13 protein-coding genes and 1 pseudogene are annotated in these 14,642 nt (G+C 69.9%); 6 read left to right on the forward strand and 8 right to left on the reverse strand.

The features are described 5' to 3' along the window. Window positions 1–62: 62 nt before the first annotated feature. The gene (locus APZ15_RS19025; RefSeq protein WP_027791219.1) at window positions 63–953 is read left to right on the forward strand and encodes a LysR family transcriptional regulator; all 891 of its coding nucleotides are present in this window, start codon (window positions 63–65) and stop codon (window positions 951–953) included. A 148-nt stretch (window positions 954–1,101) separates the two neighbouring features. Then, window positions 1,102–2,088, forward strand: a complete 987-nt coding sequence (locus APZ15_RS19030) for an ABC transporter substrate-binding protein (protein ID WP_027791218.1) — start codon at window positions 1,102–1,104, stop codon at window positions 2,086–2,088. Between the two features lie 32 nt (window positions 2,089–2,120). Here APZ15_RS19030 and APZ15_RS39495 read toward each other — a convergent pair. Beyond that, window positions 2,121–2,492 (reverse strand): annotated as a pseudogene (locus APZ15_RS39495) (phage protein NinX family protein); the annotation flags it as partial. Between the two features lie 315 nt (window positions 2,493–2,807). On the opposite strand from APZ15_RS39495, the gene APZ15_RS19040 reads away from it, so the two are divergent. The 4 genes from APZ15_RS19040 (at window position 2,808) to APZ15_RS19055 (ending at window position 7,785) form a co-directional block, all read left to right on the forward strand. Next, window positions 2,808–3,905 carry a glycosyltransferase family 2 protein gene (locus APZ15_RS19040; RefSeq protein WP_027791217.1) on the forward strand — a complete coding sequence of 366 codons (1,098 nt, stop codon included), beginning with the start codon at window positions 2,808–2,810 and terminating at the stop codon, window positions 3,903–3,905. Window positions 3,906–3,911: 6 nt separating this feature from the next. Further along, entirely contained in the window at window positions 3,912–5,174 is a 1,263-nt protein-coding gene (locus APZ15_RS19045; protein WP_027791216.1) for a glycosyltransferase family 87 protein, read from the forward strand. A 262-nt stretch (window positions 5,175–5,436) separates the two neighbouring features. Continuing rightward, window positions 5,437–6,516 carry a glycosyltransferase family 2 protein gene (locus APZ15_RS19050; protein ID WP_027791215.1) on the forward strand — a complete coding sequence of 360 codons (1,080 nt, stop codon included), beginning with the start codon at window positions 5,437–5,439 and terminating at the stop codon, window positions 6,514–6,516. Window positions 6,517–6,531: 15 nt separating this feature from the next. After that, a complete protein-coding gene (locus tag APZ15_RS19055) occupies window positions 6,532–7,785 on the forward strand; it encodes a glycosyltransferase family 87 protein (RefSeq protein ID WP_027791214.1) in 1,254 nt (417 codons plus the stop codon). Here APZ15_RS19055 and APZ15_RS19060 read toward each other — a convergent pair. Genes APZ15_RS19060 through APZ15_RS19090 form a run of 7 tightly spaced genes read right to left on the reverse strand, consistent with a single transcriptional unit; the run spans window position 7,758 to window position 14,635 of the window. Beyond that, window positions 7,758–8,798: a TadG family pilus assembly protein gene (locus APZ15_RS19060; protein ID WP_027791213.1), complete on the reverse strand. Its 1,041-nt coding sequence runs from the start codon at window positions 8,796–8,798 to the stop codon at window positions 7,758–7,760. The two genes, APZ15_RS19055 and APZ15_RS19060, sit on opposite strands and share 28 nt — an antisense overlap. Then, the gene (locus tag APZ15_RS19065; protein WP_021162502.1) at window positions 8,791–9,219 is read right to left on the reverse strand and encodes a TadE/TadG family type IV pilus assembly protein; all 429 of its coding nucleotides are present in this window, start codon (window positions 9,217–9,219) and stop codon (window positions 8,791–8,793) included. The genes APZ15_RS19060 and APZ15_RS19065 overlap by 8 nt, the downstream gene beginning before the upstream one ends. Further along, the gene (locus tag APZ15_RS19070; RefSeq protein ID WP_027791212.1) at window positions 9,216–10,085 is read right to left on the reverse strand and encodes a tetratricopeptide repeat protein; all 870 of its coding nucleotides are present in this window, start codon (window positions 10,083–10,085) and stop codon (window positions 9,216–9,218) included. Before APZ15_RS19070 ends, APZ15_RS19065 begins: the two co-directional genes overlap by 4 nt. Then, complete coding sequence (locus APZ15_RS19075) at window positions 10,082–11,026, reverse strand: type II secretion system F family protein (protein ID WP_027791211.1); 945 nt, start codon at window positions 11,024–11,026, stop codon at window positions 10,082–10,084. Before APZ15_RS19075 ends, APZ15_RS19070 begins: the two co-directional genes overlap by 4 nt. Further along, window positions 11,023–12,000 carry a type II secretion system F family protein gene (locus APZ15_RS19080; protein ID WP_027791210.1) on the reverse strand — a complete coding sequence of 326 codons (978 nt, stop codon included), beginning with the start codon at window positions 11,998–12,000 and terminating at the stop codon, window positions 11,023–11,025. Before APZ15_RS19080 ends, APZ15_RS19075 begins: the two co-directional genes overlap by 4 nt. Further along, window positions 11,997–13,415, reverse strand: coding sequence for a TadA family conjugal transfer-associated ATPase (locus APZ15_RS19085; protein WP_027791209.1), 1,419 nt, complete (start codon window positions 13,413–13,415; stop codon window positions 11,997–11,999). Before APZ15_RS19085 ends, APZ15_RS19080 begins: the two co-directional genes overlap by 4 nt. Next, window positions 13,412–14,635 carry a CpaE/TadZ family protein gene (locus APZ15_RS19090; RefSeq protein ID WP_027791208.1) on the reverse strand — a complete coding sequence of 408 codons (1,224 nt, stop codon included), beginning with the start codon at window positions 14,633–14,635 and terminating at the stop codon, window positions 13,412–13,414. Before APZ15_RS19090 ends, APZ15_RS19085 begins: the two co-directional genes overlap by 4 nt. Window positions 14,636–14,642 lie beyond the last annotated feature (7 nt).

Here is a 14,642-nt window from a genome sequence, read left to right on the forward strand (position 1 = left end):
GCTTGCCCGGTATTGCCCGTCATTGACACTCAGATGCTTTTTTATTGACGAAAACCGCAATCATGGACCGGCTTGAATTCCGTCACGTGCGCGCGTTCCTGAGCGTCGCGCAGCACCTGCACTTCGCCCGCGCGGCCGAGGCGCTCGACATGGCGCCGCCCGCGCTCACGCGGCAGATCCAGGAAGCCGAACGCGTGCTCGGCGTGCGTCTCTTTCACCGGTCGCGCCGCGCGGTCACGCTGAGCGCGGCCGGCGAGGCCTATCTCGCCGAAGCGCGCGCCGCGGTCGAACACCTGCAGCGCGGCCGCGAACTCGCGGCGCTGGCCGAGCGCGGCGAGCTCGGCCGGATCGAGATCGGCTACGTGTCGTCGGCTGTCTATTCAGGCACGCTGCAGCGCACGGTCGGCGCGTTTCGTGACGCGCATCCGCGCATCGAACTGAACCTGCGCGAAGTGCCGATGGACGACGTCGCGAACCAGCTCGACACCGGCCGCCTCGACCTCGCGTACGTCCGCCCGCCGCTGCCGCTGCCCGGCGGCCTGCGGATCGTCACGCTGCAACGCGACGTGTTCGTCGCGGCCGTGCCGGCCGGGTCGCGCTACGCGTCGATGGCCGCCGTTCGCGCGGCCGACCTCGCCGACGCGCGCTTCGCGGTGCCCGAACAGGAGCGCGGCACGCTCGAAGTCGCGCGCCGCGGCCGCTTCGCGCCGCTGGTCGCCCCCCGCCCGGGCGGCTTGCTCGCGGTGCTCGCGTGCGTGTCCGTGAACGGCTGGGTCGCGGTGATTCCCGATGCGCTCGCCGGCTGCGTGTCGCTGCCGGGTATCGTGTACCGGCCGATCGCCGGCAAGCCGATCACGTCGGAACTCGCACTCGCGCACCGGCGCTTCGAAAAGGCGCCGGCGGTGCGCGCGTTCCTGCGGACGGTTCCGTCGGCCGTGCAAGACGCTGGATGAAACGCCCGCGTGCGGCGACGGCGGCGATGGCGGCCGCCGCGGCGCGAATATGCATTGCACGATTCGATGTTTGTCGGCTGGAAACCGATTCCGTAACCTGCCCGGCAACCGCGCCACCTGCGCGCGGGTAACCGAGGACACTCCGCCGATGAACCCAACTTCCGCCCCGGCGCGCCGCCGCGTGCTGCAGCGTCTTGTCGCCCTCGCCGCCGCGCCGCTCGCCGGCGGCGTCGCACTGCCCGCCCATGCGGCGGGCGCCGACCCGTCGGGCGTCACGCTCGTGCTCGGCGACCAGGCCGGCGGCCTGCGCGCGCTCGCCGAAGCCGCGCGCGTGCTCGACGGCACGCCTTACCGGTTCCGCTGGGCCAACTTCCAGGGTGCCGCGCCGCTGTTCGAGGCGCAGCGCGCGGGGGCGATCGATCTCGCGCCGGCCGGCGACCTGCCCGTGCTGACGGCCGCGCTCGGCGATCCGTCATTGCGGATCGTCGCGACGCGCGTCGGCTCGGCGACATCGCTCGGCATCGTCGTGCAGCCCGATTCGCCGGTCCGCACCGTCGCCGACCTGAAAGGACAGACCGTCGTCGTGTCGTCCGCGCGCGGCAGCATTTCGCAGTACCAGCTGTACGGGGCGCTGCGCGAACACGGCCTCGCGCCGCGTGACGTCGACGTGCGCTTCGTGCTGCCCGTCGACGCGTTCGCCGCGTTCGAGGCGAAGCGGATCGGCATCTGGGCGACGTTCGACCCGTACTACGGGCATGCGGTACGACGCGGTGCGCGCGTCGTCCGTGACGGCAGCGGCATCAATTCCGGGCTGGCGTTCCTCACGTCGCCGGTCGAAACGCTCGACGATCGCGCGAAGCGCGCGGCGCTCGCGGACGTGCTGGCGCGGCTCGCCCGCGCGGGCCAGTGGGCGCTCGCGCATCCCGCCGACTATGCGACCGTCTATGCGTCGCTCACGCGCCTGCCGCCCGACGCGGCCACCGACATCGCACGCCGGGCCGCGCTCGCGCAGCGCAGCCTCAGCGGTGCCGACATCGACGTGCTGCAGCGTGTCGCCGACCGCGCGGCGGCCGACGCGATCCTGCCGCGGCGCGTCGACGTCGCCTCGATCGCGATCCGCAACGTGTCCGCCTGAACGATGACGCGCGTGGCGGCGTTCAGCGTTCTGCGCGGCCGCGGCATGTCGAGGTCCGGCACGTCGTCGCCGAACGTGGAGGCGACGAGCGTGCGCATGGCGGCGACCAGCAGCGTCGGCCCCGACTGGTTGAACGTGCAGCGCTCGCCCGCGGCCGGCACGGCCCGGTGCAGCACGGCCCACCACGCGCCACGGCCGCCCTCGCGTTCGAAAGCGGCGAACGGCAGCCGCTCGACGATCGGGCCACCGTCCGTCCACGATGTCGACGGCGCGAACGGAGCCGGCGCCGCGCCCGCCGCGCGAATCGACGTACACCCGGACGCATCGGCGTGCGGGGCGTCATGGCCCTGCGCGACCGCGACCCAGTAGTCCAGCGGCGCGCCTGTCAGATCCCGGACTTGCATGCCCGTCTCCGTCACCGTCGTTTTCGAATCGACATGCCGACCGTTGCATCTGCGGCGGTTGCGGTTCCCGATGGCGCCGAAGCGCGCTGCCATATCGCTGAAATCCCTCCCCCGAGCAAACCCGCGCACGTTGTCACGGCCGCGTCACTCGTGCGTACAATGATCCGACCGCTTGCCGCCGCCGTTCACGGCAAACGAATCAGGGCATTACAAACAGAAAACACACAAAACTGCGCCGATCCGGAGCTGTTTCCGGGGGTTCGGCGACATCAGGACCAGACAATGCGGCGCAGACCTGATCTCACGGGGGGACATATGTCCAGGCACACCCGAAAGCCGTTGGTATCGCTCGTCGTACCCTTCCATGACGAGGCGGAAGCGATCGACGCATTCTTTGCGACTGCCCTTCCCATCCTCGAATCGATCGACACCACGCGCTTCGAAATCGTTTGCGTGAACGACGGCAGCCGCGACGACACGCTGGACAGGCTCATCGACATCGCCGCCGGCGACCCGCGCGTGCGCATCGTCGATCTCACCCGGCGCTTCGGCAAGGAAGCCGCGCTCACCGCCGGCATCGACGAAGCCACCGGCACCGCCGTGATCCTGATCGATGCCGACCTGCAGGACCCGCCCGCTCTGATCCCCGCGATGGTCGAACGCTGGCTCGCCGGCGCCGAGGTCGTCGCCGCGAAGCGCACCGACCGCATGTGCGATCCGCTGATGCAGCGCGTGGCCGCCGCGCTCTACTACCGCGTGCACAACCGCCTCTCCGAAGTCGAGATGCCCGAGAACGTCGGCGATTTCCGGCTGATGGACCGCCAGGTCGTCGACGCGCTGCGCGCGCTACCCGAGCGGCGGCGTTTCATGAAAGGCCTGTTCGCGTGGGTCGGCTATCGCACCGAGATCATCGAATACACGCGTGCGCCACGCAGCGGCGGCCGCTCGAAATTCTCCGGATGGCGGCGCTGGAACTTCGCGCTCGAAGGCATCACGAGCTTCAGCACCGTGCCGCTGCGCGTATGGACCTACATCGGCCTCGCGTTCGCCGCCCTCTCGTTCATCTACGGCGCCTTCATCGTCATGCGCACGCTGCTGTTCGGCAACCCCGTGCACGGCTACGCGTCGCTCATCTCCGTGATGCTGTTCGTCGGCGGCATCCAGCTGATCGGTATCGGCGTGATCGGCGAATACCTCGGCCGCATCTATCACGAGTCGAAGCAGCGCCCCGTCTATCTCGTCCGGCGCCGTTACCGCGCCGCCGCGCTGGTGGGCCAACATCCGGCGCGGCACGTCGCGCAGCCGGACGCCTCGAAGCTGCTGCCGTTTCCGGTTCGGCGCGTCGCCCCTGCCCGACGACGGCAGACGGCCGCCGTGACCGCGGCAGCAGCACGCAACCTGTCGGTCAAGTAGCGCAGCATGGATATTTCCAGCTCATCGATTCAAGCTGACGAACGCCCTGTCCGCGTCTGGCTGACGCCCGGACGCATCGCGCTTTACAGCGCGGTCATGCTCGCGATCGGCGTGCTGTTCGTGTCGATCATGGTCCGGGTCGGCTTCCACTCGACCGACCCGGGCCTGTTCCGCCCCGGCTCGGGGTTCACGGTGTTCTGGTCCGCGTCCCATCTGATGCGCCATGGCTCGCCGTGGCAGGTCTACGATGTCCCCGCGTTTTCGCGGGCGCTCGCCGACCTGTTCCCGATCACGGCCGGCCATGCGTTCCTGCCGTGGCTGTACCCGCCTTCATATCTGCTCGTGGTGGCACCGTTCTCGCTGCTGCCCTATGCGATCGGCTATCCGCTGTTCATCGCGCTCGGCATCGTGCTGCTGGGCGTGTCGACCTGGCGCGTGTCGGGGCTCGCGGCGACGCCCGGCGCGAAACGTGTCGGCTGGCTCGCGCTGCTCGCATGTCCGGGCGTGCTCGTCACCGCGACGTACGGACAGAACGCGATGCTGACTGCGACGTGCGCCGCGCTCGCCGTGCATTTCGTCGATCGACGGCCGATGCTGGCCGGCTTCTTTATCGGACTCCTGTCGGTCAAGCCGCAACTCGCGTTGCTGTTCCCGTTCGTGCTGATCGCAGCGCGTGCGTGGCGCGCATTCGCGTGGGCCGCGGCCTTTGCGACTGCCTTCACCGCGCTGGGCATCGCGACAGGCGGCATCGAATCGCTCCATCTCTTCATGCAGAACGCGGGCGCGCTGCGTTCGCTGATCATCGAGCATGGCGTTCCGTTCTGGTTTGCGTCGCCGACGCCGTTCGCGGCGTTTCGTCTCGCCGGCCTGTCGCCGGCGCTCGCCTATGTTGGGCAGGCCGGCATCGCCGCGGTTGCGATCGCGGCTGCGTGCTTCGTCTGGCATCGCCACCAGGATGCGCGGATGCGCGTCGCGACACTGTTCATCGCGACGCTCGCCGTGAATCCCTATGTCTGGCACTACGAACTGTCCTGGCTGTGCGTCCCGATCGCGTGCATGATCGCCATCGGCTCGCAGGACGGCTGGCTGCGCGGCGAGCAAGGTTTCGTGGCCATCCTGTGGGCGCTGCCGCTTTACGAGTTTCTGAATCCATGGATGCATCTGCCGCAGATCGGGCCGCTCGTGACGTCAATCGCGTTGCTCATGCTGCTGCGGCGTGGACGGTTTGCCAGTCGCGGTACGCGCGCCGCGCTCGTTCGCGCCCCGTGAGCCGATAGCCGCGCACCACGCCGGCACCCTGCCCGTGCCGACTGCTGCGCTCGGCAATCGCGCCCCGGGTCGCGCTCGGGCAGCGTCGACGCCGGCATCCGGCAAGTCAGGCTGGCGCCCGCCCCACCACCACGCCCGCATCAATTCGTGTTACGAATCCCCGATTCCTGCCTACAATGATCAGAACGCCTGTCGTCCGGCCTGCAGCGGACGACGACCTGATCCATACGGCGCAGCACGAGCCGGATCTCTCGGGGGACGTATGTCCGCGCACGCCAGAAGGCCGCTGGTATCGCTCGTCGTACCGTTCCACGACGAGGCGGAAACAATCGACGCATTCTTTGCGACTGCCCTTCCCATCCTCGAATCGGTCGATACGATCCGTTTCGAGATCGTCTGCGTCAACGACGGCAGCCGCGACGACACGCTGGACAGGCTCATCGACATCGCCGCCGGCGACCCGCGCGTGCGCATCGTCGATCTCACCCGGCGCTTCGGCAAGGAAGCCGCGCTCACCGCCGGCATCGACGAAGCCGCCGGCACCGCCGTGATCCTGATCGATGCCGACCTGCAGGATCCGCCCGCCCTGATCCCCGCGATGGTCGAACGCTGGCTCGCCGGCGCCGAGGTCGTCGCCGCGAAACGCACCGACCGCATGTGCGATCCGCTGATGCAGCGCGTGGCCGCCGCGCTCTACTACCGCGTGCACAACCGCCTCTCCGAAGTCGAAATGCCCGAGAACGTCGGCGATTTCCGGCTGATGGACCGCCAGGTCGTCGACGCGCTGCGTGCGCTGCCCGAGCGGCGGCGTTTCATGAAAGGCCTGTTCGCGTGGGTCGGCTATCGCACCGAGATCATCGAATATACGCGTGCCCCACGCAGCGGCGGCCGCTCGAAATTCTCCGGATGGCGGCGCTGGAACTTCGCGCTCGAAGGCATCACGAGCTTCAGCACCGTGCCGCTGCGCGTATGGACCTACATCGGCCTCGCGTTCGCCGCCCTCTCGTTCATCTACGGCACGTTCATCGTCATGCGCACGCTGCTGTTCGGCAACCCCGTGCACGGCTACGCGTCGCTCATCTCCGTGATGCTGTTCGTCGGCGGCATCCAGTTGATCGGCATCGGCGTGATCGGCGAATACCTCGGCCGCATCTATCACGAGTCGAAGCAGCGCCCCGTCTATCTCGTGCGCCGCCGTTACCGCGCGCAGCGGGACGCCGCCGCGCATCCTGCGTCGAAGCTGCTGCAGTTCCCGCTCAAGCGCACGCACGCGGCCCGCCGCCGGACGCCGCTCCCCGCGACTGCCGCCGGCCACGGCGCGCGCAAAGTCTCCGTCAAGTAACCGCGTACACGCCGCATGGATCTCGCCCGGCAAACGATGCGATCGGCGGACCATCCCGTCCGCGCATGGCTGACACCGCGGCGCGTCGTTGCGTACAGCGCGGTCGCGCTCGCGTGCTACGCGCTGTTCGTCGCGATCTGGGTATCCGTCGTCCGTCATGCGCCGGCCACCGCCTTGTCGCGCCCGGGCCCCGACTACGCGGTGTTCTGGACGGCGTCGTACGTGATGCTGCACGGCTCGCCATGGCAAGCGTACGATGTGCCGACCTTCACGCGGCTGGCCGCCGACCTGTTCCCGCAGTTCCGCCGCGAAGACCTCGTCGCGTGGCTGTACCCGCCCACCAACCTGCTGCTCGTGACGCCGCTCGCGCTGCTGCCTTTTGCGATCGGCTATCCGCTGTTCGTCGCGTTCGGTGTCGCCGTGTTCGGTTTCGCCGCATCGCGCGTATCGGGCCTCGGCGCGATCCCCGGCACTGCGCGCGTCGGCGGGTTCGCGCTGGTCGCCGCCCCGTGCGTGTTCGTCACCGGGATGTTCGGGCAAAACGCGTTCCTGACCGCGTCGTGCGCGGCGCTGGCCGTCTGCTGGGCTGACCGCCGGCCGATGTGGGCCGGCCTCTGCATCGGCCTGCTGTCGGCCAAGCCGCAACTGGCGCTGCTGTTCCCGTTCGTGCTGATCGCCACGCGCGCATGGCGCACGATCGCGTGGGCCGCGCTCGCCACCACCGCGTTCGCCGCATTGAGCGTCCTCGTCTGCGGCGTCGAGTCGCTCCATCGGTTCGTCGCCGGCACCGCGCTCGCGCGGTCGCTCCTCCTCGAGCAAGGTGTCGTGTTCTGGCTCGCGTCGCCGGCACCGTTCGCCGCCTTCCGGCTCGCGGGCCTGACGCCCGGGCTCGCGTATGCCGCGCAGGCGTGCATCGCGGCGCTGGCGATCGCAGCCGCCTGCATCGTGTGGACGCGTTCGCGCGACATCCGCATGCGTGCCGCCGTCCTAGCGGTCGCGACGCTCGCGGCGAACCCTTACGTGTGGCACTACGAGCTCGCATGGCTCGGCATCGCGATCGCGTGCATGCTGGCGACCGGCTGGCAGGACGGCTGGCTGCGCGGCGAGCAGGCCGCGATCGCGCTCATGTGGCTGCTGCCGATCGTCGAATACCTGAACCCGTGGCTGCAATGGCCGCAGATCGGCCCGGCCGTGACGCTGTTCGCACTCCTCCTGCTGCTGCGCCGCGCCGGCCCGCGCACTCACAACGCGAGCCGCGGCGGCACGTAGACGCCGTAGTACGGCCCGACGCCGGTCCCTGAGCCCGACATCTTCACGCCGGCGACGAAGTGGCCCTGGATGTACTTGTACGTGCCGCCGAGCGACACATCGACATGGAACGGCGCGAACGCGACGATCGGCACGGTGGTGCTGGTCGCGGTCTGCGTGACGACCGGCAGCACCACCGTCGTGCCGACCGGCACCGACGTATAGAGCGTCGCCTTCACGCCGGTCGCGAGATTGATGCTGTCGCCGATGTTGAGCGCCGTCGGGTTGCCGGTCGCCATCAGGTTGCCCATCGTCGTCGTGTCGGTCGCGGTCGACTGGAACGAGGTCCACTGCCCGCCCATGCAGAGCAGGCCGTAGACCTGGCCGTTCGTGATCGAGAACTCGTACGGCTGGCCGGTCAGCGGATTGATCAGCGGCTGGTTGGTCGCGGCGTTCCAGTACAGGTTGTACACGCACTGGTCGATCGCAACCGGAAACAGCGCGCCGGCCGCCACCCCGCCCGGCGCCGCCAGCACCGCCACCGCGGTCGCGCTGCCGGAGGCGCCGGGAATCCCGAGCAGCCCGCCGAGCAGCAGCGGAATCGAGCCGCCGTTCACGCCGGGCGCGCGCGACACGGTGACCTGCACCGCCGGCACGTCGTAGGTGCCGGGCGTGATGGTCGTCGGCTGCATCGACGCGGGATTGCGCGTCACGTTCCAGTATCCGGTGGTCACCGTGCCGGTCGACAGCGCCGCACCGGCCGCCGAGTTCCGCGCGATCACGCCGTTCGCCGCCGGCGCGGCCTGCGACCAGTTCACCGCGCCGCCGCTCGGCGACATCATTGCATCGGCCCCCGCGAGCGCGGCCGCATCGGCCGCGTTCTGCAACTGGTTGTTCACCGTGACCACCCACGCAATGTCGATCGCCAGCGCGCCGAACGACAGCAGCGGAATCAGGAACATCAGGAAGAACAGCGCGACCGAACCGCGCTGCCGCGCGGGGCCGGCGGGTTGCGTTGCGCGAACGTCATTCATAGAGCATCACCGAAGTCGCCGAGACCGTCACCGGGCCGGTGAGCGCGCTGAACGCGGAACCCAGCACGAGCCCCGTATACGTGTAGGTCACGGTCACCGTCAGCGCGGTGCCCGACGTCGTGCCGTTCGCCTGCGTCACGGTCACCGCCGGGGTGGTCGCGGTGCCGCCGGTGATCAGGCTGTTCTGCATCGCGTTCTGCGCGATGCCCGCGATCTGCGTCGTGGTCAGCATCGGCACGCGCAGCACGACGCCGGCCCGCGCGGCCTCGCGGCTCGCGTTCGTGATGACGGCCTTGTCGCACAGGATCAGGCTCGTGTCGATGATGCCGATCAGCACCATCAGCAGGAACGGCAGCATCAGCACGAATTCGAGAGACACGACGCCGCGCGCGCGGCGGGCGCCGGTCGCCCCGCGTGTCATTTTGCGGCCCCCGCATCCGGCGGCGCGACGCCCGGCTCCAGCGCCGCGCCGGACATCGGCGGCGCGGCGCTGGAGCCGCCGGCACCGCCCCCGCGCGACGCGAGCCGCGCGCGCACCGCCTGGTAGAAGCGCAGGTTGTCGGCCACCGCCGACGCGGGCAAATCCGCGGACAGCAGCTTCTTCGCCGAATCGGTATTGCCGAGCACGCCGTACGCGAACGCGAGGTTCTGGCGCGCCTGCCACGGCGCGGACGGCAGCCCGGCGACGTCGAGCAGCACGTTCACGCCCTCGCGCGGCCGGTTGCTCAGCACGAGCGACAGCCCGAGGTCGACGCGCAGCCCCTGCGCGTCCGGGTGCGCGCGCAGCGCGTCGCGATACACGACCTGCGCATCCGCATGACGCCCCTGCAGGTCGAGCACGGTGCCGAGCCCTTCCGCCGCGAGCGGATGGTTCGGCTGCGCGGCCAGCAGGTCGCGATAGCGCTGCGCGGCTTCGTCCAGACGCCGCTGCCGCAACGCGACGCGCGCGAGCCCGAGCCGCGGGCCGAGCTCGGCAGGCGCCTGCCGCTGCGCCTCGTCGTAGAAGATCCGCGCGCGCTCCAGGTCGCCCGCGCGATAGTTGACGTCGCCGAGCCCCAGGCGCGCCGCGAGCGATTCGGGATGCTTCGCGAGCACCTTCTCGTACAGCGTCGATGCGAGATCGACGTTACCGCCGGCGAGCGCGCTGTCCGCGATGCGCAGCTCGGCCTGCGGGTCGTCGCTCTTGTGCGACAGCACCGGCCGCGTCTGGATGCCCGGCGCGCAGCCGCCGGCCAGCACCGGCAGCACGGCCGCGAGCGCGAACGCACGTACGACGGATCGTGTCATCTGAATACCTCGAGCAGGCGAATCGCCGCCGGGCCCGCCGCGATCAGGCACACCGTCGGCAGGATGAACAGCATCATCGGCAACGTGATCTTCGGCGCCAGCTTCGCGGCCCGTTCCTCGAGCGCGACGATCTGCTCGGTGCGCTCGGTGCGCGACAGGGTGCGCAGCGCCTGCGTGATCGGCGTGCCGAAGCGCTGCGACTGGGTGAGCGTCGTCGCGAGCGAACGCGCCGACGTGAAATCGACGCGCGTCGCGAAATGCGCGAGCGTCGCGGACACGTCGCCGCTCAGCGTGAGCTCGTCCGCGCACACCGTCAGCTCGTCGGCGAGCGGCGGGCAGATGCGCGACAGTTCGTGCGCGACGCGCCGAATGCCCGACGCGAGGCTGTTGCCGGCCATCGTGCAGATCACCAGCAGGTCGAGCGCGTCCGGAAAGCACGCGGCGATGAGCCGCCGCCGCCGCCGGATCATCGCGCCGAGCACGTATTCCGGCACGATCACGCCGACCACGAACGCGGCGACCATCGCCAGCGCCCGGATCACGAAGTATTCGCCGAAGCGCGGAATCAGCGGGCTGAACACGATCGCGCCGCATGCGAACAGCACGCCGCAGCTCAGCTTGATCCCGATCATCGACGACACCGCGCGGCGCTCGCGAAAACCCGCGCGTGTCAGTTGCAGGCCGAGCTTCACGCGCTGCATCGGGTCGAGCACCGGCAGCCGTTCGCCCAGCTGCGCGAGCCGGCGCGTCAGGTCCTGGCGAACGCCGCCCGGCTGCAGCCACCCCGTCACGGGTACCGGCGGGTGCTGCCCGGCAGCCTGCCGCACACGCGCGGCGATCCGCTGGCGGGTGCCGCCGCCGGGTCTGCCGAGCGCCGCCGCGACACAGGCGAGCAACAGCAGCAATTCGAAGCCGCGGGCGGCCAGCATCGACATCGTCATCGCGCGGTATCCAGTTTCGAGATCTTGCGGATCACCAGCAGGCCGACCGTCAGCAACCCGGCCGCGATCGTCAGCATCGTGTTCCCCGCGTGCGTCGAGAACAGCAGCATCACGTAGTCGCGGTTCACGAGGAACAGCGCGCCGATCATCACGAACGGCACCGCCGAAATGATGTTCGTCGTGATGCGCCCCTCGGCGGTCAGCGCGCGGGTCTTCAGGCGGATGTCGCGGCGCGTGCGGATGATGCTCGACAGCTCGTCGAGCGTTTCGCCGAGGCTGCCGCCGGTCTCGCGCTGCAGCAGCAGGTAGACGGTGAAGAACGAGAAGTCCGCGATCATCAGCCGGTCCCCCGCCTGCGTCAGCACGTCCTTGAGATCCGCGCCGACGCGCAGGCTGTCGCCCATCGAACGGAACGTCGCGCGCACCGGTTCGGCCGCGCCGTCGCCGACCATGCCGATCGCCTGCGTGACCGGAATCCCCGCGCGCACGGCCCGCACGATCACGTCGATCGCGTCCGGGAACGCTTCGAGAAAGCGCACCCGGAACCGGTCGACCAGCGCGCGGTAGCTGGCGCGCATCGCGACCAGCGGCAACCCGGCATAGATCAGCGGACGCAGGAAGTCCGGCGGCCCGATCAGCTTCACCGCGATGATCGCCGCGATCGCACCGGCGATCGTGCTCGCGACGACGATCCTCACCCCACCCTTGCCGCCGACCGCGCGCACCCGCGTCACGCGGCGTTGCAGCCATGCGCGCAGGCGCCCTTGCCGGCGCTCGAGGTTGAACAGCGCGACGCCGGGCGCGGCGGACGCGTGCCCGGCGTGCCCGGCGAGCGACGGCGACAGCTTGCGCATCCGTGCGCGGATGCGCTGCGCCGGATGATGGCTCGCGCGATCGAACAGCGACGACAGCACGAGCCCGATCGCGAGGATCGTCACGAACCCGCCCACCGCGAACAGGTCGGCGGCCCTCATTGCCGGAAGACCTCCGCGAGCGCATCCTCGACGCCGTAATACGCGGCACGCGCCGCGAATCCCGGCCGCAACGGCGATGCCTCGAACACGCCCTTCACCGCATCGCGCGTCGTGTCGCCTTCCTGGCGGAACACGAACAGGTCCTGCGTGATGACCACCTCGCCTTCCATCCCGACGATCTCGGTGATCCGCGTCACGCGCCGCACCCCGTCGCGCATCCGTTCGATCTGCACGAACAGGTGCACGGCGCTCGCGATCTGGCGGCGGATCGACAGCAGTTGCAGGTTCGCGTTCGCCATCATGACCATGCTCTCGAGCCGGCTGATCGCATCGCGCGGCGAATTCGCGTGAATCGTCGTCATCGAGCCGTCGTGCCCCGTGTTCATCGCCTGGAGCACGTCGAACGCCTCGGGGCCGCGAATCTCGCCGAGGATGATGCGGTCGGGCCGCATCCGCAGCGCGTTGCGCACGAGATCGCGCTGCGAGATCCCGCCGAGCCCCTCGGTATTTTCCGGGCGCGTCTCGAGGCTCACGACGTGCGGCTGCAGCAACTGCAGCTCGGCGGCATCCTCGATCGTCACGATCCGTTCGTGCTGCTCGATATGCTGCGACAGCGCGTTGAGCAGCGTCGTCTTGCCCGAGCCGGTGCCGCCCGAGATCACGATGTTCAGCCGGCACGCGCACGCGACCTTCAGCACCTGCAGCATCGAATGCGAGATGTTGCCCTGCTGCGCCATCCGCGCGAGCGTGATGTCGCGCTTCGCGAACTTGCGGATCGAGATCGACGGCCCGCGCATCGCGATCGGCGGCAGCACGACGTTCACGCGGCTGCCGTCGGCGAGCCGCGCATCGACCATCGGGCTGCTCTCGTCGACGCGCCGCCCCACCGCCGCCGCGATCCGCTGCGCGACGCTCGCCACGTGCGCGTCGTCGCGGAACTTCAGCGACGTGAGCTCGAGCCGGCCCGCGCGCTCCACGTACACCTGGTCGGGCCCGTTGACGAGGATGTCGGTGACCGTGTCGTCGGCCAGCAGCGGCTCGATCGGCCCGACGCCGAACATGTCGTTCAGGATCGCATCGACGATCAGCACCTGCTCGCCGGCCGTGATCTTCAGGCGCTCGCGCTCGACCGTGTGCGCGGCCACCTGCTCGATGCCCGCGCGCACCTCGTCGCGCGTCTTCATCAGTGCCGCCGACATGTTCATCGACGTGAACACCGCGTGGCGGATCGCATCGAACTTGCTCGACCGGATCAGCGCCTCGTGGGTATCGGCCGCCACGGGCGCACGCGCCGATGCCGACGCGGGTGCCGGTGCTTCCGCCGGAGCCGACGCCGGTGCCGGCTCGTGCGCCACGGCGGGCGTCGCGGCCGACACGGGGTTCGCCGGCGGCCGGTTGCGGGTACCGAACGTCACGATCCCTTCCTCCACTTGACGAGCCGCGCATACCACGGCTCGGCGACGGCCATCGGCTCGCCGGTGATGCCGTTCGCGAGCTGCCGGATCTGATCCACGAAGCCGTGCCGCTTCGCGCCGTCGATCGGCTCGCCGAGATTCTCGGCGACGGCGAGCGTCTGCGGCTCGTGCGGCAGTTCGTGCAGCGGCGCGCCGCCGAACGCCTCCTCGAAATCGACCGGCTCGACACGGCCCGCGACGGGCGCGAGCGGGTTGTTCAGCACCATCGACAGCAGCCGCTCGCCGGGCAGTTCCCGCACGAAGCGCACGAGCCGCGCGGCCTCGTATGCGGCATGCACCGAGCGGTCGACCACGACATGGACGAGATCGGACGCGACGAGCGCGTCCTCGAGCAGCTTGCCGGCGCCGCTCCCGACGTCGAACAGCACGTAGTGGAAGCGGTCCTTCAGCATGTCGACCAGGCGCGCGACGGCCTCGTCGCCCACCGGGGTGTCGGCGCCATACGCCAGCTCGGCGGACAGCACGTGCAGCCGGTCGCCCTTCGTGACGAACATGCGCTCGAACAACGCGTCGTCGGGGCGCTGCCCCATGTTCAGCAGTTCGATCAGCCCGTTGTTGCTGGACAGCCCGAACATCGAGTTCGCGCCGCCGCCGTGCAGGTTCAGGTCGACATAGGCCACGCGGCGGCGCTTCTCGCCCGCCAGGAAGCGCGCGAGGCTCACCGTGATCGTGGTCGCGCCGACGCCGCCGCGGGCGCCGACGAAGCTGACGACCTTGCCGGTACGCGCCTGGACGACCGATTCCGTGGCCGTCAGCGCGCGCCGCATCAACTCGACGGTCAGCGGCTTGACGATGTAGTCCTGCACGCCGATGCCGAGCAGGTTGCGAAACAGCCCGACGTCGTTCTGCGTACCGATCGCGATGACGCGCACCGACGGGTCGCACACGTCGGCGAGCCGCATCAGGTCCGACACCGGCAGCACCGAATCCGACACGTCGATGACGAGCTGGCGCGGCGAACGCTCGTACTGCTGCAGGAGCCGGATCGCATCGTCGCAGGTGCCCGCCTGCAGATGGGTGCGCGTGATCGACAGCTCCTGCGCGACGCGACGTATCACGTCCTCGCTGCCCGGATCGGTGACGACCGCGACGAGATCGGCCGCCCCCGCGGACGCGGCGCGCCGGGTGTGCTGGCGATCGAGGAGGTTCATGGGCGGCATCGTGATG

This window comes from Burkholderia cepacia ATCC 25416, from assembly GCF_001411495.1.
GTDB classification, from domain to species: Bacteria; Pseudomonadota; Gammaproteobacteria; order Burkholderiales; family Burkholderiaceae; genus Burkholderia; species Burkholderia cepacia.

What these genes read in the sequence shown, in the direction of transcription:
- APZ15_RS19025 (WP_027791219.1), top strand. Translation starts at nt 63, where the DNA reads ATGGACCGGCTTGAATTCCGTCACGTGCGCGCGTTCCTGAGCGTCGCG.
- APZ15_RS19030 (WP_027791218.1), top strand. Translation starts at nt 1,102, where the DNA reads ATGAACCCAACTTCCGCCCCGGCGCGCCGCCGCGTGCTGCAGCGTCTT.
- APZ15_RS19040 (WP_027791217.1), top strand. Translation starts at nt 2,808, where the DNA reads ATGTCCAGGCACACCCGAAAGCCGTTGGTATCGCTCGTCGTACCCTTC.
- APZ15_RS19045 (WP_027791216.1), top strand. Translation starts at nt 3,912, where the DNA reads ATGGATATTTCCAGCTCATCGATTCAAGCTGACGAACGCCCTGTCCGC.
- APZ15_RS19050 (WP_027791215.1), top strand. Translation starts at nt 5,437, where the DNA reads ATGTCCGCGCACGCCAGAAGGCCGCTGGTATCGCTCGTCGTACCGTTC.
- APZ15_RS19055 (WP_027791214.1), top strand. Translation starts at nt 6,532, where the DNA reads ATGGATCTCGCCCGGCAAACGATGCGATCGGCGGACCATCCCGTCCGC.
- APZ15_RS19060 (WP_027791213.1), bottom strand. Translation starts at nt 8,798, where the DNA reads ATGAATGACGTTCGCGCAACGCAACCCGCCGGCCCCGCGCGGCAGCGC.
- APZ15_RS19065 (WP_021162502.1), bottom strand. Translation starts at nt 9,219, where the DNA reads ATGACACGCGGGGCGACCGGCGCCCGCCGCGCGCGCGGCGTCGTGTCT.
- APZ15_RS19070 (WP_027791212.1), bottom strand. Translation starts at nt 10,085, where the DNA reads ATGACACGATCCGTCGTACGTGCGTTCGCGCTCGCGGCCGTGCTGCCG.
- APZ15_RS19075 (WP_027791211.1), bottom strand. Translation starts at nt 11,026, where the DNA reads ATGACGATGTCGATGCTGGCCGCCCGCGGCTTCGAATTGCTGCTGTTG.
- APZ15_RS19080 (WP_027791210.1), bottom strand. Translation starts at nt 12,000, where the DNA reads ATGAGGGCCGCCGACCTGTTCGCGGTGGGCGGGTTCGTGACGATCCTC.
- APZ15_RS19090 (WP_027791208.1), bottom strand. Translation starts at nt 14,635, where the DNA reads ATGCCGCCCATGAACCTCCTCGATCGCCAGCACACCCGGCGCGCCGCG.